The sequence below is a fragment of the Streptomyces sp. NPDC021115 genome (assembly GCF_044333065.1).
Lineage (GTDB): Bacteria > Actinomycetota > Actinomycetes > Streptomycetales > Streptomycetaceae > Streptomyces.
In genome coordinates this window covers 994,678-1,013,923 of sequence record NZ_JBIRQF010000002.1, presented here as the reverse complement: position 1 = coordinate 1,013,923, position 19,246 = coordinate 994,678, and the positions used below count along the sequence as shown (strand labels likewise).

The window sequence follows — 19,246 nt, the reverse complement described above, 5'->3', positions numbered from 1 at the left end:
CGTGCCGGTCGGAGCCTGGGCGATGCCGAGGGGGCGGCGTCTTCCTCATCAACCTTCGCCCGGATTGCTCCGGTGTGGCAGGGCGAACTCTTCAGGGGTAATGACAGGGCCCCCTCCCGTCTGCAGGTACGGCGGTCTGCCGGGTGAAACTGGAGCCATGGCATCCCAGAGCGCGAACAGCGAGGGCGCCGAGCTGGGCCGCTTCCTGCGGGCCCGCCGCACCCAGACCAGCCCCGAGCACGTCGGCCTCACCATCGGCGCCGGCATCCGCCGCACCCCCGGCCTGCGCCGCGAGGAACTGGCCACCCTCGCCGGCATCAGCATCGACTACTACGTACGCCTCGAACGCGGCAAGGAGACCCGCCCCAGCCCCGCCGTCCTCGACTCCCTCGCCCACGCCCTGCACATGGACGACCAGGAACACCAGCACCTGCGCGAGCTCGCCGCCCGCGCCGCCCGCTACGCCCCTGAACCGCCCCCGGCCCCCAGCTGCACCGTGCGCCCCCACCTGAAACTGCTGCTGGAATCGCTGCGCCCGAACCCCGCCTACGTCATCAGCCGCAGCATGGACATGCTGGCCTGGAACCCCGGCGGCCTCGCCCTGTACGCGGGCCTGGAGGACTGGCCGGCCAAACACCGCAACCTGGCCCGCTACCTCTTCCTCCACCCCGCCTCGCGGAACCTGTTCACCGACTGGGACCGCCAGATCACCGCCTGCGTCGCCCGCCTGCGCGCCGTCGCCGGCACCGCTCCCGACGCCCCGGACCTGACCAACCTCGTCGGCGAGCTCCTTCTCAAGAGCCCCGACTTCGCCCGGCTGTGGGAACGCTACGAGGTCACCGGCCGTAAGCCCGCACAGAAGACCTTCCAGCACCCCCGCGTCGGCAAGCTCACGCTCACCTCCCAGTCCATGCATCTGGAAGGCACCCCCGGCCAGCGCATCGGCGTCTACACCGCCGAACCCGGCACCCCCGACCACGACGCCCTGCTCCTGCTCGACATGACCGCGCCCGCAGCCACCCCCCACCAGGAAGTCCCGCACACATCGCCCTGACCGCTGTTCTCGCAAACGGGGTCCTTTGCGCGAGCAAAATCAATCTTGGGTCGCCGGACCCCTGCCGATCCCGGATTCGCTCGCAAATCCCGTTCTCGCTCAAAAGCAGGATGGACCCCCTTCTGAGACTTGCATTGTGCGAAATTCCGGATCCATGACGGGCCCTCGCCGCCCCTCCCCGGCCGACCGGTCGGACGCCGACGACGTCGAACAGCACGCCTGCCCGAAGTGCGACGCCCAGCCCGGCTCGCCCTGCCGCTCACGCGGCACCCCGCCGCCGACGCCCAGATCAGCACCCTCGTCCGCGTCCGCCCCCGGTCCGAGGAGGCGCTGAGGACGGCGCGGGAGGTCAAGGCGCACGCCCCGCACTGCCGGGTCATGGCCGCGACGCCGCCGAACTCACCGCCCTGGCGGACCACCCCACCGCCCTGTTCGCGTTCTTCGCCGCGACGGCGGAGACCGAGCGGGAGAACGTTCGCGAGTCGACGCTCGAAGGGCTCGACAACGTCTATCCCCAGCTCAAGAGGCTCGAACGAGCATGCTGGTTACATAAGCGCCTTGTCATCAACTTGCCGTTCGGTCCATCCGCTAATGGGCAGCGAGGATCTCCTCAAGAACGAACGACGCATCCGTCGGCAGGCCATCGCCATCGCGAACCGCTCCGGCGCAGACGACCAGGGCCTTCCAGAGCGCCCAGCCTTGTCCACACTCCCAGGTCGCCTTGTCCACCCCTAGCCGATCGCGGAACGCGGCCCGGCTCTTGCCGGTCAGCATCGTCCAGGCGATCAGACTGGCTTACCGTCCCACGAGGCTCGCAACGCCCGTTCCGAGATCTCCTCGGCGGTCTCGGTCCGGATCAGGCCGTCCAACGTCTCCAGGGCTGCCCGGGCCCACCCGTCGTAGGTCGTCAGTGGCCCGCCTCGGAACCAATTGTGCAGTCCCGGGCCCGGTCCGCCTGTCGGGTCGATCCGCTGCAGGGACACGAGGAACTCCGCAAGGTGAATAGCGAAGGCCGTCATGTCCTCGACGACGGCACGGCCCGCAGGCTCGCCACCGATCCACCGATCCACCGACCAGTTGTGCGGAAAGCCCTCATCAGGCACGCCCTCGGCCAGCGGAACCGGGACCTCCAACGGCAACGCGGGTGCGAGAACCGGAAGCCACCGGTGCTCCTTCTCCACCGCCAGCGCGAACTCCGCGGCAGTCGGTAGCCGCACCAGCATCCCGTCACCGAGGCGAAAGGTGCAGTTCCCAACCCTGCACATCGACCGGCGGACCTCAAGGTGTCAAGCCGGAACCTACAAAGGCGTTGTGCGTCGGCCCCGCGCCCGCGGATGGCAGCCGGGAGAGCGGCAGACGGTGGAAGTCGACGGCTGGCCCCGGCTGGAGGCGGCGGCCGCGGCGCGAGCCAGGGACGCCGGTCCCGCTGGAACCCGCGACGCCGCGAGCAGGCTTCGGTGAGACTGTCCTTTGCCCCTGCTGACCCGACGTGAAGGAGCGAGATGCAGGCACTGACGCTTGGTCCCACGAACCGTGGGCCTGTCGTGCTCTTCGCGGCTGGAGCGGGCGGCGATCCGGAGCGTTACCGGCCTCTGCTGGATGACCTGGCAGCCCATGACTGCCAGGTCATCGCGCCTTGCTTCGAGCGCTTTGCGGCGCGGGAGGCGACCACTGCCGAGCTGCTCGCCCGCCCGGTCGGGCTGATCGAGGCGCTCCACCGGTGGGCGTCTCCGGACGCGGCTGTCGTGGTGGTCGGCCATTCGATCGGTGGATGGGCCGGCCTCTGTCTCGCCGGTGCGACACCGTGGGGGCGGGACGGCAAGCCGCTGGATGTCCCACGAGAGCCACGCGTCGGCCGTCTCGTCTTGTACACGCCCGCTGCCGGCTGGTTCGCCGCTCCGGGCGCCTTGGACGCGGTGACAGCTCCGATGCTCGTCTACGCGGGAGAGATGGACACCGTCACACCCGTCGAGCAGGCCATCCACTTGAAGAGCGCGCCAGCCCAGGTCGACCTTCGCGTCGTGCCGGGGGCTGGTCACTTCAGCTTCATGAATTCGCCTCCGCCGGGCACGGTCGAAGACCAGGGCTTCGACCGTCCCCGGTTCCTCGCTGACCTCGCGCAAGCGACCATGGAGTTCGCCACGGTGTCGTGAGGTGACGTGACGCGCCGTTCGGACGCTGGTCCGGACGGTGCACCTCTACGCGATCGCCGACGGCAGGCGGCCTACCACCGCTACGGCGGAGTGCCGTCGATCCGCCCCGTACGACAGGGAGCGAGTGAGCCACACCAGTTCGCCAGCGGTCATCTGCCGAGACATGGTCACGACGGCGTCCCATCGCCCCGTTCGGCAGCGAGTGCGCGATGGTCGTCGGCGTCGGTGATGGCCCACGGACGCAGCGTCAGCCGGGCGGTTTCGAGCTGAAGCGGCATCGGCGGATACGGCACAGCGACACCCTACCGACGCCGCGATGAGTCGTCGCCTTCCTCGAAGGCGGCACCGGGATCAGTTGCCGACGCCGAGGCCGGACATGAACGCGGACGGATATCGGTCGCCACGTGCCGCGCCCGGCGGCACCGCCTTCTCGATCTCGGCGAGGTCGTCCGCGGTGAGGATCAGCTCCATCGCGGGCAGCGCCTCGGCCAGCCGGTCGCGGGTTCGAGCGCCGACCAGCGGCACGATGTCGTCGCCCCGTGCGGCCACCCATGCGATGGCCAGTTGGGCGACGGTGCACCCCTTTGCGTCGGCGACCCGGCGCAGTGCCTCCACGAGGGCGAGGTTGTGTTCCACGTTCCCGCTCGTGAATCGCGGGCTGAGGCCGCGGCCGTCGCCGGGGGCCGCCGTGCGGCCGGCGGACCAGTGTCCGGAGATGAGGCCGCGGCTGAGGACGCCGTACGCGGTCAGGCCGATGCCGAGCTCCCGTAGCGTGGGCAGAACGTCCGCCTCCACCGCGCGGGAGATCAGCGAGTACTCGATCTGGAGGTCGGCGACCGGGTGCACGGCATGCGCCCGGCGGATCGTCGCCGCGTCGACCTCCGAGAGGCCGAGGTGGCGGACGTACCCGGCTTCGATCATCTCCTTGATCGCGCCCACCGTCTCCTCGATCGGCACCGCCGGGTCCAGCCGGGCGGGACGGTAGATGTCGATGTGGTCGGTGCCCAGCCGGGTCAGCGAGTAGGCCAGGTAGTTCTTCACCGCCTCGGGACGGCCGTCCATCCCGCCGAAATCCGGGCCCGGCCCTCGCAGCATGCCGAACTTGACGCTCAGCTGGTAGCTGTCCCGGTCCCGGCCGCGCAGCGCCTCGGCGAGCAGCAGCTCGTTGTGGCCCATCGCGTAGAAGTCGCCGGTGTCGACCAGCGTGACCCCGGCGTCCAGCGCGGCGTGCACGGTGGCGATGCTCTCCGCGCGGTCGGCCGCGCCGTAAGCGCCCGACATGCCCATCGCGCCCAGGCCCAGCGCGGAGGTGGCCGGGCCGGTGCTGCCCAGGGTTGTTGTCTGCATCGCGTGCTCCTTCGTCGTCGATCCGCCGCCCACTGTGCGCCCGCGCCGCGACGCACGGGAGCGGAGCGTTCATCCTGGGAGCGCCGCTCCCTGGATCGGCTCGCCCGCCGCGAGGACCATGGGGACATGCAACGTGACCAGCTCGCCGACTTCCTGCGCCGCCGTCGCGAGGCGATGCGCCCGTCCGAGGTCGGCATCGCCGAGGGGCCCCGCCGCCGCACCACCGGGCTGCGCCGGGAAGAGGTGGCCACGCTCGCCGGTATGTCGGTGGACTACGTCGTACGCCTCGAACAGGGCCGCAGCAGCCAGCCCTCGGTCCAGCTGCTCGGCGCGCTGGCCCGGGCGCTGCGCCTCTCCGACGACGAGCGCGACCACCTGTTCCACCTGGCCGGCCACCGGCCCCCGCCCGCCGACACAGTGGCCCGCCTGGCCCGTGCGGGCCTGATCCGCATGCTCGACCTGCTCGGCGACACCCCGGCCCTGGTCCTGTCCGACCTGGGCGAGGTGCTCGCCCAGAACCGGGCCGCCCTCCTGCTCATGGGCGACCACACCGGCTTCACCGGCGATCGCCGCTACCTCGCGTACCGCTGGTTCACCGACCCCGCGGTCCGCGCCGTCACCCCGCCCGAGGAGCGGGAACGCCACGCCCGCCAGCTCGTGGCCGACCTGCGTGCGGCCGCCGGTCGGCGAACCGGCGACTCCACGGTCGCCGGGCTCGTCGACCGGTTGCGGGCCGCGAGCGCGGACTTCCGCCGGATCTGGGCCGAGCACGAGGTGGCGGTCCGGCGCGCCGACCGCAAGACCCTGCTGCATCCGCGGGTCGGCCGCCTGCTGATGGACTGCGAGACCCTGGTCACTCCCGACCAGGGCCAGCAGCTGCTGGTGCTCACCCCAGCGGACGCCGAGGCCCGCGAGCGGCTGGAGCTGCTGCGGGTCATCGGTATCGAGGAGTTCCCCACGGGGGCGACGGACACGACGGCACGGTGAATTGTCCACGGGGGTGCTCGCCGATTCCCGCGCGCCGCTGTGCGCCATGCTGAGGACGTGACACCGCGAGCGGGGCAGGGGACGGGTCGCCGCCCGGTCCTCCCCCTTCACCGCCACTGATGCGTCGCTCGATGCGCGGACGAGTCCGAGGCTCCCCGGTGTGGTCGGTCAGGACAGGATCTCGACGTACCCATCGGTTCCGTGTATGCGGATCCGCTGACCGTCCCGGATCAGCCGGGTGGCCTGCTCCACGCCCACGACGGCCGGCAGGCCGTACTCCCGGGCGATCACCGCGCCATGGGTCATCAGACCGCCGACCTCCGTCACCAGGCCCGCGATTCCGACGAACAGCGGCGACCAGCTGGGGTCCGTGAAGCTCGTGACCAGGATGTCGTCCGCTTCGAGATCGGCCTCCGCCATGTCGAGGATGACGCGGGCCCTCCCCTCGACGGTCCCGGCGGAAACCGGTAGGCCGATCAGGGCTCCGGCCGGCACGTCGTCGCGCCGGTACGCCCCGGTGATGGCCTCACCGTCCGAGGTGAGCACCCGGGGCGGTGTGAGCGCCTGGTACGTGCGGAACGCGTCCTTGCGCTGCTGGATGAGCTGGTCGAGCTGGTCGTCCACCTGGTTCGTGCGGACGACGTCGTGGAACTCCTGGAAGGTGAGGTAGAAGACGTCCTCCCGCTCAGGAAGCACGTCGGCCTGCACGAGGCGCTCGGCCTCTGCCAGCAGTGCCTGCTTGTAGACGAAGTAGCGGCTGACGATGTCGTACTTCGGGTACTCCCGGTACCCGATGAAGGTTCGGACGCGGTCGATCATCCGCTTGGTCTCGTCGGCCTTCTGCTCCCCGTCCGGCAGGGCCCGCAGGCGTGACAGCACGTCCTGTTCCTTCTGCCGCGCCTTCTGCCGCCCTTCCTCGAAGCGCCGTTCGGCGGCGCCCGGTTCGAAGTTCCTGACGTTGTCGAGGATCACGGGCACGAGCATGGAGGGGCGCTCGCGCCAACGCGGCCTCGTGACGTCGATCTCGCCGACGCAGCGCATGCCGTACCGGTCGAGGTAGGTCTCGATGGCATCGCGCGCCTCGGCACCGCCCGTGAGCTTCGCCAGCTCGCCCAGGAAGCCCTCGTCCTCGACGCCCTGGAGGAACGCCACCACCTCCGGATGCGGACGGATCACGTCCGCGACGTCGAGCAGCGCCAGTCCCATCTCCGACGTGACGTTGCCGGGGGCGGACAGCGTGAGCGTGTCAGCCACGTTCTTCTCGCCCAGCCACTCCCCCAGCTTGTCGTTGAGCCACCACGTGGCATCCATCCCCGCCATGATCACCGGCAGGTTCAGCGGATCACCGAGGACTCGCTTGTGCTCCTCGAACGCCTCCAGCAGGAAGTCGAACAGCGCCGGTCCGGACTTCGTCCGGATGTCGCGCTCCACAGCGGCGATGGACGCCTGGCTGCGCTCGATCAGCCCGGTGACGAGGGCCGGATCGGTCTCGATCGGGGCTGGCGCGCCCCCGGGCGGCGGCCCGGCGGACTGCGGCGTGCCGGGAGGGGCGTCCGGGAGCGACGGGAGGAAATCGTCGCGGTCGAGGACGGCGTCCAGGGCGTACCTGAACAGCGGATCATGTTTCCCCACGACGTCCAGGAGACCGGCGCGGCCCGCGGGCGAGGCCAGGCGCGGGGTGGCGTCCACGAAGAGCCTCCCACCGGCCTCGTGCATCGGCACCCTGGCCGTCAGCTGCCACATGGAGAGCCCCAGGGGCTTCATGGCATCGGTCATCATCTGCTGATGACCGACGGAGAGATAGACGTGATTCTCCTGGTCGCCGGTCTCGGGGATGGGGAACAGCGTCGTGATCGGCCGACTCTGGACGATCTGGAAGTCGTCGTCGACCAGGCACCATTCGATGTCCTGCGGGCGGCCGAAGCGCGCTTCGATCCGCCGCCCGAGCCGCACGAGCCGCACGGCCTGCGCGTCCGTCAGCGTCGGCTGCTCCTGCCGCTGCGAGTCGATCGCCACTTCCCGCGTACCGCCGGCCGGCAGGGCGTGAACGGCACGCTGTTTGGCGGCGATGGTCTTGGCGACGACTTCGCCGTCTCGCACCGTGAAGACGTCCGGGTTCACCAGGCCGGAGACCAGGGCCTCGCCGAGGCCGAATCCGGCGTCCACGGTGGCGACCTTCCGGTTTCCCGTGACGGGGTCGGCCGTGAACAGGATGCCCGCCGCCTGCGAGAAGACCATCTGCTGTACGACCACGGCCATGTGGACCGTACGGTGGTCGATGCCGTTCCGCTGGCGGTAGATCACGGCCCGTTCGGTGAACAGCGAGGCCCAGCACCGGCTGACGTGCTGGAGGATCGCCGCTGGCCCCACGACATTCAGGTACGTGTCCTGCTGGCCCGCGAAGGAGGCCGTCGGCAGGTCCTCCGCCGTCGCGCTGGATCGTACGGCGCAGGCGGCCTGCTCGCCGAGCCGGGCGAGCGCGCCGGTGATCGCCGCCGCGAGATCGCCCGGGATGGCGATCCCTTCGATGGTCCGGCGAATCCTCGCGCTGAGCGTGCGGATCGCCTCCCGGTCGTCCGGGTTCACGCGCGACAGCTGATCGAGCCGATCGTCGATGGACGGCGCTTCCGCCATGATCCGCCGGAAGGCGTCCGTCGTCACACAGAAGCCCCCCGGCACGCGGATGCCGTCGATCCGCGACAGCCCGCCCAGCTGCGCGCCCTTGCCGCCGACGACCGCGACCTGCGTCTCGTCGACCTCTTCAAGATCCACCACGTACTGCTCGGTCATCGCGACACCCCTCCGCGGCAGGTCGCATCACCGACGCGTCCAGCGCTGTCGAACACACGCACTTCGTATCCCCATTTCCCCAGGTTGTGGCCTCGGCCGACGATTCTGCGCCGCGACCCGGGTCTTGCCGCAAGCCCCCCAACGCGCTATAACTTAAGAGTGGCAAGGAGAGGTCTCCTTGCCTTTGTCTTTGTCCGCGCCTTGTGCGGTGGGTCTCCGGGCCGGGGGTGTGGGGTCGCCGTCGGTGTACGGCTCCGGGGCTACCGAAACATGTTCACCATCATCTGATGAATCAGTCCGAGAGCCGCGATGGCTACCAGCCACCACGCGGGATCACGCCACGGGCGCTTGGGCCAGCCATCATCCTCCATCTCGAACCCCTCGCCTGTTCAGCTCGCTCCTGGGGGACAGTCGCACGCCATGTGAACGACGAGAGTTATCAGGGGTCACCAAGGGGCTCGGGGATGCGAAAGCGACGCTGGTTCCCAACGCATTTCGAGCGGTCGCCGTCCGCTTGATCAGAACGCGCGGAACTCCTCGAAAGGCGGCTCGAAAGAGGGATCGGGCAGGCGAAGAGCCTTGCAGCGGATCCTCGGTTCGTCCCGGGGACCAGCAAGGACCGTCGTCGCGGTTTCGCTGGGGAAGGCATCGGGAATCGGCATCCACCCCAGGTTCCGCTCGTAGTAGTGCGCGGCGGTTCGTACCGACGGCGCCCAGTCGTCGTCGATGACGATCAGCCCGCCAGGCCGGACGATCTTTCGCAGGAAGTAGAGATCGACGAAGACTTCATGAAACCGGTGACTGCCGTCCACGAATGCCGCGTCGGCGGTGAGCCCCTCGGTGAGGAGTTGCGGGAGCGCGATCGAGGAAGGGGCGCGCATCAGCGACGCGATCGAATCCAGCCCGGCTGAGCACAGCAGATCCCAGCCGACGTTGGACCATTCACTTTCTTGTAATGGGTCGATGATGATGTGCCGGGGACGAGGCGGTTCGACAGTGAACAGCGCCTCGCCGATCGCGAGTGCGGAACTGGCGTATGCGAGACCGACCTCGACCACCGTCTGCGCGCCCTCGGAGATCAGGAGGTCACGCAGCTGGTCGCAATCGCGTTCGGGAACGGTGACCGTCTCGAAGTCCGCCTCGCGGTCCCGCGTCCGCGGAGGGCCCTCCTGCGCGAGCCTCCGACGCACCTCGCGGATTCGCGTCTTACGTTCATCCGACGTCGTCATGCCGGTCACCTTCCCACACCCAGGGGTCACTTCGCCCGAGCGCCGGGACGTTTGGCCCGCGGCGCTGTCGAGGTGCGTCGCCGCGGCCTGGTCGAGCCGGAGGGGGCTTGCGCGGGCGGGGTGTCATAGGTGTTCCCTATGGCACCTGCTGACATTTCGTCTTTGCCTCTCGATCTTTTCCGTACGTACCGTGAGACAGCTCGACGAGGTGCTCACCGCGAATTCTCCGAAGAATCGCGCCCTGCGCACGCCGAACCTTTTCCGTCGAGCGGACAATGACGCGATCGAGAGGGACCGGTGGGAATGACCACGATCGAGAACGGATCGGGAACGCGAGAACTCGCGGGAAAGCGGGCCCTGGTCACGGGCGGTTCTCGCGGAATCGGCGCGGCCGTCGTACGCCAACTCCTGCACGCGGGTGCCGAGGTGCTCACGACCGCCAGGTCGGCGACGAGCACCGTGCCGGAAGGGGCCGCCTTCGTACAGGCCGACGTGCGGACGCGGGCCGGGGCTGAGGCGCTTGCCGCGGCCGTGCGGGAGGCGTTCGGCGGGGTGGACATCCTGGTTCACAACGCGGGCGGGGCACGGCCCCACCCAGGGGCCTTGGCCATTCCCGACGAGGAGTGGCAGGACGCGCTGGACCTGAACTACCTGGCAGCGGTGCGGCTGGACTCGCTGCTGGTACCGGGGATGCGGGAACGCCGTTCGGGGACGGTCGTGCACCTCTCCTCGGCCGCGGTCCTCACCCCGGTTGGGCCGTTCCTGCACTACGTGGCGGCGAAGGTGGCGCTGGAGAGCTACAGCCGGGGACTGGCCCTGGAGCTGGCCCCGTTCGGAGTCCGGGTCAACACCGTCTCTCCCGGCAGGGTCGCCACCCCCGGCGGCGAGGAAACGCGGGAGCGGTGGGCGCGCCTCAACGCTGCGCCGGGCCAGACCAACGCCGCCGACACCGTGCCGCTGGGGCGCGATGGTAGGCCCGACGACATCGCGCAGGCGGTGCTGTTCCTCGTGTCCGGCCGGGCGAGTTGGCTGACCGGGAGCAATCTCATCCTGGACGGCGGTGAATTCCCCCGGAGGTGACGCCGACGGAATCCCGGAAAGCTGGTTCCGAAAAGAGGCCCGCCTTCTTCTCTGCCGTCAGGGCACCGGCGAGAAGGAAACGGACGCGGACCAGGTTTCCTGACGCAGGAGTTCGAGCAGGGCCGTCTCCGCCGGGCCCGCGCCGTGCCGGACCACGGCGATGACGGGCTGGGACACGGCCGGGAGCACCGGGCGGACCAGGTGCTCGTAGCCGTGGGGTACCGCGGAGGCCGGTACGAGCGTCACGCCCAGCCCGTGGGCGGCCCAGCGCACGGCCGTCGCCGTCTGGGACACGCGGGCGGCCGTGGTCGGGGGCAGATCGTTGTCCCGCAGCACGTTCAGCAGTACGCCGTCGAGCGCGCTGTCGCGGTCGAACCTCACCCACAGCTCCCCCTCCAGCGCGCGCAGCTCGACCCGGTCCGCGGCGAGCTGCCGGTGCCCGGCGCCCAGCACCGCGACGAACTCCTCGTCACCGAGGTGGTGGGCGTCGGCGGGGCTCTGCTCGCACGCCGCCATCAGGGCGAGGTCCAGCACGCCCCGGCGCCCCAGCCGCTCCAGCTCGGCGGAGCTCGGCTCCTCGAAGACGGTGACCTCAAGACGCGGGAAGCGGCGACGCAGCGCGCCCAGCGCACCCGGCAGCTGCCGGGTGCCGAAGCCCATCTGCACCGCGACCGCCAGCTCGCCCACCAGCTCGTCGGCACCGGCCCGCGCCGTCGCCCTCGCCCGCCGCGACGCGCTCACCGCGACCTCCGCCTCCCGCAGGAACGCGCGGCCGACCACCGTGGGCACCAGTCCGGTCGGCGTACGGGCGAACAGCTCCACGCCGAGTTCCCGTTCCAGGCCGCGGATCTGCTGGGACACCGACGGCTGCGCGACGTGCAGCCGCTCCGCCGCCGCCGTCACCGAGCCCTCCTCGGCAACGGCCAAGGCGTACTCGAACTGACGAAGGCTCATGGGCTCCCCGCCCCCTCCCCGCGATCAACCCCGTCGTCAACGTTGTCTTCGTTGTCGTCGTAAGGAACCCGGTTCCTCAGGCGGAGATTCCCATGACGTCCACCAGGGCCGTGCCGACCGTGTCGCTGTCAGCCCATGGGGATCTCGCTGGAGCGGGACTCGATGGCATCGAGCGCGGCGAGGGTCGCGGCGTCGAGGGTGATCTCGCCGACCGCCATGTTGGCCTCCAGGTGGGCGGCGTCGGCGGTGCCGGGGATGAGCAGCACGTTCGGGGCGTGGTGCAGCAGCCACGCGAGGCCGACCTGGGAGGGGGTGACGCCGAGGGACTCGGCCGCGGCCCGGACGGCCGGTTCGTCGCGAGCTGGTCGTCGAGGTCGACGACCTGGTCGCCCTCGGGGCGCAGCCCGGGCCCTGTGTCCATGCGGCGGAGGTTGACGACCGCGAGCCGGTCGACGCCGAGGCTGCGCAGGTTGTCCTCGACGCCGGCGCGCAGCTGCTCGGGCCGCTGCGCCAGACGCAGCGGCAGGCGCCCGCCCGGGTTGGGTTCGGCGCCGACCTTCGTGACGACCAGGGCGTCGTCCTCGGGGCGCAGCACCTCGCGGATCACGTCGTTGGCGAAGCCGAAGCCGTAGAACTCGGCGGTGTCCACGTGGTCGACGCCCAGCTCGACCGCGCGACCGCCGCGACGGCCTCGTCGCGGCGGTCGCGCAGGCGCTCGAGCTGCATCGCGCCGTAGCCGATCCGTGCCACGGTGCGGCCGGCGAACGAAGCGGTGACTGTGGTCATGACGCTGTCTCCTCGGTCGGTGTGGCGCCATGATCCGGTGGGCGATCGGGGTGGCGCGCTCCCGGGCCCCGGCAGGCTCGTGATGCTCGGCCTTGACGAGCCGCGCCGTGACGCAATCGTGCAGCATCGCGCGCGTCCGGTCCGCCATGTCGACGACGGTGTCTCGCGTCGTCGTTCCTACGGCTCGTCCGGCGTCCACAGGCGCAGCTTCTCCGGGTTGCGGACCACCCAGATCCGGCTGGCGCGACCAGCGGAGACACCGAACGCGGCCACGGTCACCGTGACACCCGCGCGCTGGGCGACCAGGCCGGGCGCACCGGCCACCGAACGCTCCAGGAGCCGTAGCCCCGGCGCCTTGCCGGCGATCGCGATCATGTACTGGGCGATGCGTGCCCCACCCTCGACCGGGTGCGGCACGGCGCCGACCAGGCCGCCGCCGTCGGCGGTCATCACGGCGTCGGGGTCGAGCAGGCCGACGAGAGCCGCGATGTCCTTGGCCTCCCACGCCTCCTTGACGCGCCGCACGACTTCAGCCTGCCCCGCCGCCGCGGCCACCGGGGCGTGCGCGGCGCGCACCCGCCGCCGGGCCGAACTCGCCAGCTCCCGGCAGGCCCCCGGGGTACGGCCCACGATCCCGGCGATCTCGGGGAACGGGTAGCGGAACACGTCGTGCAGCACGAACGCGACCCGCTCGGCCGGTGTCATCGATTCCAGGACGACGAGGAACGCCATGGTCACCGACTCGTCCAGGGCGATCTGGTCGGCCGGGTCTGCGGCGTCACCCCCGCGGGCCCATTCGCTGCGGTCGGGCAGCGGCTCGGGCAGCCACGCACCGACGTAGCGCTCGCGCCGGGCCCGCGCCGAGCCCAGCACGTCCAGGCAGATGCGCCCGGTCACCGTCGTCAGCCAGGCACCGGGGGACGCGACGGCCTCCCGCTTGCTCCGCGGCTGCGCGTACCAGCGGGCGTACGCCTCCTGCACGGCGTCCTCGGCCTCGGCCAGCGAACCGAGCAGCCGGTAGGCCACATTGATCAGTCGGCGCCGCTCGCCCGCGACCTCCGCCGCGCCCCACCTGCCCATGACCACTCCCCCGGCCCGCCGCCCTCACCTTGCATTCCGCGTGTCCGCGTCGTCGGGCTGATGAGACCTTACCGAGCTGACGCCTCCGGGCGGACAAAGGGGACAACGTGATGACCACCCAGCCGACGGCGACCGCGACCACCTCGTTCCTGCGGATGGCGATCGCCCTCCAGACCCTGACCATCCTCTTCCAGGCGGTCAGCGCCGGAGTGCTGCTGACCTCCTCGTACGGCGAACCGCTGCACGGCATCGGGGCACGCGTGATGTACGGCGCGTCGATGCTGTACGTGCTCGCCGCGGTACTGACCTGGCGGCCGGGCGGCGGCTCGCCCCGCCCCATCGCCCACGCGTCCGGCTTCCTCGCCCTCGCCTCGGTCCAGGTCGTGCTCGGTATCGCGCACGTCCCGTCGGTCCATGTCCCGCTGGGCGTCCTGATGTTCGGCCTGAGCGTGCTGGCGCTGGCCCGCCGGAGCGCGGAAGGCGGCTGGCGCTCTAGAGGATGAGGCAGGTGGTGGTGGCGTGGGCGATCAGCTTGCCCTGGTCGTCCAGCACCTTTCCGTCCGCGGTGGCGGTGCGGCGGCCGGCGTGGATGACATTGCCTTCGGCGGTGAGCGTCTGTCCGTCGGTGCGGGCGGCCCGGATGTAGTTGACCTTGAGTTCGAGGGTGGTGTAGCCGCCACCAGCGGGGAGGGTGGTGTGGACGGCGCACGCCATGGCGGAGTCGAGGAGGGTCGCGGCGATGCCGCCGTGGACGGTGCCGAGGGGGTTGGCGAAGTCGGGGCGGGTGTCGAGGGAGACGACGATACGGCCGTGCTCGACCTCGTCGAAGCGCATGCCGAGCAGACGGCCGATGGAAGGAATGTCGGTGGGGCGTTCGGTCTGCACCCAGCGCATCAGTTCCAGGCCGGTCATGGCTGCGAGGTCGGTGGTGGTCACGGGTCGTACTCCTTGGGCGGTGGGGCGTTCGTGAGGTGGGCGGTGGGGCCGGTCAGCCGAACGGGTTCGTGGTGTCGCGCAGGGTGACCAGGACCGGGGCGTACATACGGGCCTTGATGGTGCCGAGCGTGTCACCGGCCTTGCCCACCTGCGCGTGGGCGATTTCGACGGCGGTGGAGCGCACCGCCTCCTCGGCGACGGCCTGGTCGACGATGCCGACGGCCGCGGCGTCGGACCCGCCGTAGCGGCGGGCCGTGACCATGGCCTCGTGGGCGGTCCGCGGTGTCAGCCGGGCCTGGATGAGGGCGGACATGCCCGGAGTGAAGGGGATGTTGATGTCCGCTTCGGGCAGGCACCAAAAGCCCCGGTCGGCGCGCATGACACGGAAGTCGTGGGCGAGGGAGAACATCGCGCCCGCGGCGAAGGTGTGCCCTTGCAGCGCCGCCACGGTGACGACCGGCAGCGACAGCAACCGCGCGAACAGTTCGTGGACGGAGACGACGTAGTCCCGGTGCTGGTCGGCGTGGGCGAACAGCCAGTCCAGGTCGAGCCCGTTGGACCAGAACTTGCCGGTGGCGGCGGTGACCAGGGCGCGCGGGCCTTCCGCCTTCTCCACCTCGTCCAGCGCGGCGCCGACGGCGGTGACCCAGTCGGGGTGGAAGCGGTTCTCTCCGTCCCCGAGGTCGAGGACGAAGACGTTGTCCTGACGGTCGAGCGAGGGCATGGCGAACTCCTTCGGGCCGAGCAGATACTCAATGGCAGATGCTCAATGGGGGTCAGGTCAGGTGTCCGGGCTCTCGGGGCAGTGGCGCAGGGCGTTGAGCAGCAGGTCGTGGATCTCGGCGGCGGCCGCCTCCAGCGGCTCGGTGCTCCGCTCGGCACGGCACATGATCACCGCGCCCTCGACCGCGGCGATGATGAACGCGCCGAGCCTCCGGCTGCGCTCCTCGGTCAGACCGTGGCGGACGAAGAGGCCCGCGAGAGCCTCCCGCCAGCGCGCGAAGACGGCCGCCGCGGAACGGGCCAACTGGGGTGCGTCGTCGTTGGTCTCCACGGCCACCGCCACGATCGGGCAGCCCGCCCGGAAACCGCTCTCCACCAGCCGCTCATGCCACAGCGCGAAGAACGCGTCGACGGCCGCGACCGGATCGTCCGCCTGCGCGGCGGCGTCGATCAGCCCCGCGATGAAGTCCCCCGCCAGCGCCACCGCCTCGTCGATGAGCTGCGCCCGCCCACCGGGAAAGTGGTGATACACCGAGCCACGAGGGGCACCGCTGTGGGCGAGCACCCGGTCGACGCTCGTCGCGCTCGCCCCGTACTCGCGCAGCAGCGCGGCGGCGCTGAGGATCATGCGGTCGCGACTGTCACTCCTGCGCGGACTCACCTGTCCCCCTTCCCGTGCGTGGAGCCCCTACGAGCTACCTATCGGTAACTTATGGGGTGTGGCATAGAACAGGCAAGGGGTGCGGCTGCCACCCTTGAACGTCGAAGGAGAGGCTGACGCCGTGCAGGAATCCGCAGAGGACCGCCAGAAGCCCCCCACGTGCCCGGTACGGCCCGTGCGCGGTGGCTCCGCCGGGCACACCGCTTATCTCGTCACCGGATACGCGGAAGCCAGGCAGGCGCTCGGCGATCCACGCCTGTCGAAGAACACTTCCGCCTTCTTCGCCGACAAGGGCTCCACGCGCCGACTGCACCCCGCCGTGACGCGGAACATGCTGGCCAGCGACCCTCCGCAGCACACCCGGCTGCGCAAGCTGGTGACCACGGCGTTCACCAGGCGGGCCGTCGCCGAATTGCGTCCGTTCATCGAACAGGTCGCCGATGCGCTGCTGGACGCATGGCCTCCGCAGGGCGAGGCCGACGTCGTCGCCGACCTCGCCATGCCGCTTCCCGTCACCGTGATCTGCGAGCTGCTGGGCGTTCCCGAAGGTGACCGGCCGGACGTCAAACGCTGGTCCGCCGATCTGTTCGCGGCGGGCCGACCCGACCGGATCGACGCGGCCTCGCACGCGATGGCCGGGTACATGACGGACCTCATCGCCGAGAAGCGCGACCGGCCCGGCGACGCCCTTCTGGACCGCCTCATCCGGGTGCGCGACGGCGGAGACCGGCTCGGCGAGGAGGAGTTGGTGTCCCTCGCCGTTCTCCTGCTCGTCGCCGGGCACGAGACCACCACCAACTTCATCGGCAACGCGCTCCTCGCGCTCCTTCAACAGCCCGCCGATCTGGAACGGTTGCGCCACGACCCGGATCTCGTCCCGGGCGCGCTGGACGAGCTGCTTCGCCACGACTCCCCCGTCAGCACGGCCACGTTCCGGTACACCACGGAGGCCGTCACCCTCGGCGGCACCGAAATCCCCGCCGGCGCTCCGGTGCAGGTGGCCATCGGCGCCGCCAACCGCGATCCCGCCCGCTTCGCCGATCCCGACCACCTCGACCTCGGACGGGACGACGCCACCGGACACATCAGCTTCGGCCACGGCATCCACCGGTGCGTCGGCGCTCCGCTGGCGAGAGCCGAGGCGGAAGTCGCCCTCCGGAAGGTCCTGCTCCGCTACCCGGACCTCCGGCTGGCGGTGCCCCCGGACCAGCTGGTCCGGCGTCCGACGCCTGGTCCACGGCCTGACGGCGCTCCCCGTCCTCGTCGGTCATGGCGGATGACACCGCCGACCGGTGGCGGACCCCTTATCGTGGCGCGACAGTGACCGCCGACGGGCCCGTGCGGCTGGCGTTGGCCGCCGCGCGGCGTTCTCCGGTGCCGACGTCCACTACGACGAATCCCGGTCACCCGATCCCGTCACCCCCTACGGCGCGGCGAAGGCCGCGGCCGAGACCGGAGTCCGTCTCGTGCACCCGGACGCGGTCATCGCCCGTACCTCGCTGATCATCGGCGACCGGCGCGGCTACCGCCCCCTGGTGCGGTCCGGGGCGCCTGTCGAGATCTCCTATGAGGCGGTCTGGGCCCGCGAGAACCCCCTGTCCGCCGATCTGGAGGAATTCGGGGAAGCCCTCGCCGAAGCGGCCGCGACATTGACACCTCCGCCGGTGGTAGGACAACGGCGCGGGGAGTGATGACCTTCGGCTATAGCGCGCCTGAAAACCGCTGAGCTTTTCCGCGGTGGTTTCCCTGGAAATTGCTCTCACCGCCCAGGAACCGAATTGACTGACCGGCAGGGCGCCTAGACCGCTCCGGCCGGTCGCCGTGGCCGGGTACGGATGACACCGGACGGTGGCACCACTTGGCACCATCCGGTGCCAGCGTGGCTCAATCTGGCTTCACTCACGTTTCCGCAGGTCAGAACGGCCCACCACAAACCCGCCCCGTACATGACGCCATTCAGGCTTGCACATGGCGCCATAGTGGTGCCACTATGACGTCATGGACCTCACCCCGTATGTCGACACCCTCCACCGTGAACTCGCGGTGGCCGCCGAGGCCGGCGGGGACGATGCCCGCGAGCTGGCCGAGCGGCTGACCGCCCCGCTGGAGTCGGCGACCCGGCTGACCATGCTCAACGTGCTCTCCGCCGCGATGGACGAGATCACCCGCGAGCTCGCCCCCGGCTCGGTCGACGTACGGCTGCGGGGGCTCGACCCCGACTTCGTGGTGACGATGCCGCCCGCCGACGGCGGCACCGTGGAAGCGGCGGCCGCGCCCGTCGAACCGCTCAAGGCGCAGGCGCCCGCCGAGGGTGACGAGGGTGGCACCGCCCGCGTCAATCTGCGCCTCCCCGCCCATCTCAAGGCACGCGCCGAGGAGACCGCGAGCCGCGAGGGCCTGTCGGTCAACGCGTGGCTGGTGCGGGCCGTGTCAGCCGCGGTCGACGGTGACGCCCGGCCGCGTACGGCGGAGAAGACCCGCACCGGACAGAGCTTCACGGGCTGGGTGCGCTAGCCGCGCCCGCCCACGCACCAAGAGCACGGCACTTCGCCCGCACCACGTCCCACCAGCGGGGACGCCCCTAGGACTCATGAGGACGGTACAGCCATGCCTTCTTTCGACACTCCCGAACCCATTTCTGTCGACGCCCACGTCGGCGCCGGTTCCCTCCGGATCACCGCAAGCGACCGCCTCGACACCGTCGTCGAGGTACGGCCCGGCAGTCCCGAGCGGGACAAGGACGTGCGGGCCGCCGAGCAGACCGAGGTCACGTACGCGGGCGGCGTCCTGACCGTCAGGACGAAGGAACGCCGCCTCATCGGGCCCTCCGGCACCGTCGATGTGGCGGTCGACGTGCCCACGGGCTCGCGCGTCGACGTCACCGGCTCCTGGATCAACATGCTCGGCGAGGGCCGACTCGGCCAAGTCCGGGTCAAGACCTCGGGAGGCGACATCCGTCTCGACGCGACCGGGCCGCTCCAACTGGCCGTCTCCCACGGCTCGCTCACCGTCGGCCGGATCGAGGGCACGGCCGAGATCTCCACCAGCTCCGGCAGGCTGCGCGTCGGCACCGTCGACGGTACGGCCGTCCTGAAGAACTCGCACGGCGCCACGTCCGTCGCCGCCGTGACCGGCGAGCTGCGGGTGAACGCCGCCCACGGGGACATCGACATCGAGCGCGCCGAGAGCTCGGTCACCGCCACCGTCGCCCACGGCACCCTGCGCGTCGCCGAAGTCGCCTCCGGAACCGTCCAGTTGGAGAACGGCTTCGGCGCCATCGAGGTCGGCGTCCGCGAGGGCACCGCCGCCTGGCTCGACGTCAGCTCCGAGCGCGGGCAGGTGCGCAACGGGCTGGCCGACTCCGAACCCCCCGAGGAGGCCGAGGGCACCGTCAAGATCCGGGCCCGGACCCGCTGGGGCAACATCGACGTGCGCCGCGCCCGGCACTGAGCCCCGCATCGCCACC

The 19,246-nt window shown here is 70.8% G+C and carries 19 protein-coding genes and 2 pseudogenes; 9 read left to right on the top strand and 12 right to left on the bottom strand.

The window, feature by feature from the left end; translation table 11 throughout:
* The first annotated feature begins 157 nt into the window (after window positions 1-157).
* Complete coding sequence (locus tag ACH4TL_RS10180) at window positions 158-1,054, top strand: helix-turn-helix transcriptional regulator (protein ID WP_398309048.1); 897 nt, start codon at window positions 158-160, stop codon at window positions 1,052-1,054.
* Window positions 1,055-1,642: 588 nt separating this feature from the next.
* Here ACH4TL_RS10180 and ACH4TL_RS10175 read toward each other — a convergent pair.
* Both ACH4TL_RS10175 and ACH4TL_RS10170 read right to left on the bottom strand, forming a co-directional pair.
* Window positions 1,643-1,828 carry a hypothetical protein gene (locus tag ACH4TL_RS10175; RefSeq protein WP_398309051.1) on the bottom strand — a complete coding sequence of 62 codons (186 nt, stop codon included), beginning with the start codon at window positions 1,826-1,828 and terminating at the stop codon, window positions 1,643-1,645.
* 11 nt (window positions 1,829-1,839) lie between these two features.
* Complete coding sequence (locus ACH4TL_RS10170) at window positions 1,840-2,277, bottom strand: phosphotransferase (RefSeq protein ID WP_398309054.1); 438 nt, start codon at window positions 2,275-2,277, stop codon at window positions 1,840-1,842.
* A gap of 279 nt (window positions 2,278-2,556) precedes the next feature.
* Here ACH4TL_RS10170 and ACH4TL_RS10165 point away from each other — a divergent pair, with 279 nt between their 5' ends.
* Window positions 2,557-3,207, top strand: a complete 651-nt coding sequence (locus ACH4TL_RS10165) for an alpha/beta hydrolase family protein (RefSeq protein ID WP_398309057.1) — start codon at window positions 2,557-2,559, stop codon at window positions 3,205-3,207.
* Window positions 3,208-3,374: 167 nt separating this feature from the next.
* Here ACH4TL_RS10165 and ACH4TL_RS10160 read toward each other — a convergent pair whose 3' ends face one another.
* Both ACH4TL_RS10160 and ACH4TL_RS10155 read right to left on the bottom strand, forming a co-directional pair.
* A complete protein-coding gene (locus ACH4TL_RS10160) occupies window positions 3,375-3,500 on the bottom strand; it encodes a hypothetical protein (RefSeq protein ID WP_398309060.1) in 126 nt (41 codons plus the stop codon).
* Between the two features lie 58 nt (window positions 3,501-3,558).
* A complete protein-coding gene (locus tag ACH4TL_RS10155; RefSeq protein WP_398309063.1) occupies window positions 3,559-4,554 on the bottom strand; it encodes an aldo/keto reductase in 996 nt (331 codons plus the stop codon).
* A 126-nt stretch (window positions 4,555-4,680) separates the two neighbouring features.
* Between ACH4TL_RS10155 and ACH4TL_RS10150 the strand changes: the two genes are divergently transcribed.
* Window positions 4,681-5,541 carry a helix-turn-helix transcriptional regulator gene (locus ACH4TL_RS10150; RefSeq protein ID WP_398309066.1) on the top strand — a complete coding sequence of 287 codons (861 nt, stop codon included), beginning with the start codon at window positions 4,681-4,683 and terminating at the stop codon, window positions 5,539-5,541.
* Between the two features lie 168 nt (window positions 5,542-5,709).
* Here ACH4TL_RS10150 and rph read toward each other — a convergent pair whose 3' ends face one another.
* Together rph and ACH4TL_RS10140 are read right to left on the bottom strand one after the other, a co-directional pair.
* Window positions 5,710-8,331: a rifamycin-inactivating phosphotransferase gene (gene rph, locus ACH4TL_RS10145; protein ID WP_398309069.1), complete on the bottom strand. Its 2,622-nt coding sequence runs from the start codon at window positions 8,329-8,331 to the stop codon at window positions 5,710-5,712.
* 518 nt (window positions 8,332-8,849) lie between these two features.
* Window positions 8,850-9,560 (bottom strand): class I SAM-dependent methyltransferase, encoded by a 711-nt coding sequence (locus ACH4TL_RS10140; protein ID WP_398309072.1) that lies wholly within the window; start codon window positions 9,558-9,560, stop codon window positions 8,850-8,852.
* Between the two features lie 303 nt (window positions 9,561-9,863).
* On the opposite strand from ACH4TL_RS10140, the gene ACH4TL_RS10135 reads away from it, so the two are divergent.
* The gene (locus ACH4TL_RS10135; RefSeq protein WP_398309075.1) at window positions 9,864-10,640 is read left to right on the top strand and encodes an SDR family oxidoreductase; all 777 of its coding nucleotides are present in this window, start codon (window positions 9,864-9,866) and stop codon (window positions 10,638-10,640) included.
* 57 nt (window positions 10,641-10,697) lie between these two features.
* On the opposite strand, the gene ACH4TL_RS10130 is transcribed toward ACH4TL_RS10135, so the two are convergent.
* The 3 genes and pseudogenes from ACH4TL_RS10130 to sigJ form a co-directional block, all read right to left on the bottom strand.
* Complete coding sequence (locus ACH4TL_RS10130; protein WP_398309078.1) at window positions 10,698-11,594, bottom strand: LysR family transcriptional regulator; 897 nt, start codon at window positions 11,592-11,594, stop codon at window positions 10,698-10,700.
* A gap of 128 nt (window positions 11,595-11,722) precedes the next feature.
* Window positions 11,723-12,380: pseudogene (locus ACH4TL_RS10125) on the bottom strand (aldo/keto reductase).
* A 177-nt stretch (window positions 12,381-12,557) separates the two neighbouring features.
* Window positions 12,558-13,460 (bottom strand): RNA polymerase sigma factor SigJ, encoded by a 903-nt coding sequence (gene sigJ, locus ACH4TL_RS10120; protein WP_398309081.1) that lies wholly within the window; start codon window positions 13,458-13,460, stop codon window positions 12,558-12,560.
* A 110-nt stretch (window positions 13,461-13,570) separates the two neighbouring features.
* On the opposite strand from sigJ, the gene ACH4TL_RS10115 reads away from it, so the two are divergent.
* Window positions 13,571-13,963 (top strand): hypothetical protein, encoded by a 393-nt coding sequence (locus ACH4TL_RS10115; RefSeq protein WP_398309084.1) that lies wholly within the window; start codon window positions 13,571-13,573, stop codon window positions 13,961-13,963.
* Here the strand turns inward: ACH4TL_RS10115 and ACH4TL_RS10110 are convergent.
* From ACH4TL_RS10110 to ACH4TL_RS10100, 3 genes are read right to left on the bottom strand one after another with little or no spacing between them, the layout of a single operon-like run.
* Entirely contained in the window at window positions 13,953-14,396 is a 444-nt protein-coding gene (locus tag ACH4TL_RS10110; RefSeq protein WP_398309087.1) for a PaaI family thioesterase, read from the bottom strand. The two genes, ACH4TL_RS10115 and ACH4TL_RS10110, sit on opposite strands and share 11 nt — an antisense overlap.
* A 52-nt stretch (window positions 14,397-14,448) precedes the next feature.
* A complete protein-coding gene (locus ACH4TL_RS10105; protein ID WP_398309090.1) occupies window positions 14,449-15,120 on the bottom strand; it encodes an enoyl-CoA hydratase-related protein in 672 nt (223 codons plus the stop codon).
* Window positions 15,121-15,177: 57 nt separating this feature from the next.
* Window positions 15,178-15,747 (bottom strand): TetR/AcrR family transcriptional regulator, encoded by a 570-nt coding sequence (locus tag ACH4TL_RS10100; protein ID WP_398309093.1) that lies wholly within the window; start codon window positions 15,745-15,747, stop codon window positions 15,178-15,180.
* Window positions 15,748-15,901: 154 nt separating this feature from the next.
* Between ACH4TL_RS10100 and ACH4TL_RS10095 the strand changes: the two are divergent.
* The 4 genes and pseudogenes from ACH4TL_RS10095 (at window position 15,902) to ACH4TL_RS10080 (ending at window position 19,230) form a co-directional block, all read left to right on the top strand.
* Window positions 15,902-17,060 (top strand): annotated as a pseudogene (locus ACH4TL_RS10095) (cytochrome P450).
* 12 nt (window positions 17,061-17,072) lie between these two features.
* On the top strand, window positions 17,073-17,471 hold the full coding sequence (locus ACH4TL_RS10090; RefSeq protein ID WP_398309096.1) for a hypothetical protein: 399 nt from the start codon (window positions 17,073-17,075) through the stop codon (window positions 17,469-17,471).
* Between the two features lie 307 nt (window positions 17,472-17,778).
* Window positions 17,779-18,294 (top strand): hypothetical protein, encoded by a 516-nt coding sequence (locus ACH4TL_RS10085; RefSeq protein WP_398309099.1) that lies wholly within the window; start codon window positions 17,779-17,781, stop codon window positions 18,292-18,294.
* A 93-nt stretch (window positions 18,295-18,387) separates the two neighbouring features.
* Window positions 18,388-19,230, top strand: a complete 843-nt coding sequence (locus tag ACH4TL_RS10080; protein WP_398309102.1) for a DUF4097 family beta strand repeat-containing protein — start codon at window positions 18,388-18,390, stop codon at window positions 19,228-19,230.
* The last annotated feature ends 16 nt before the right edge of the window (window positions 19,231-19,246 follow it).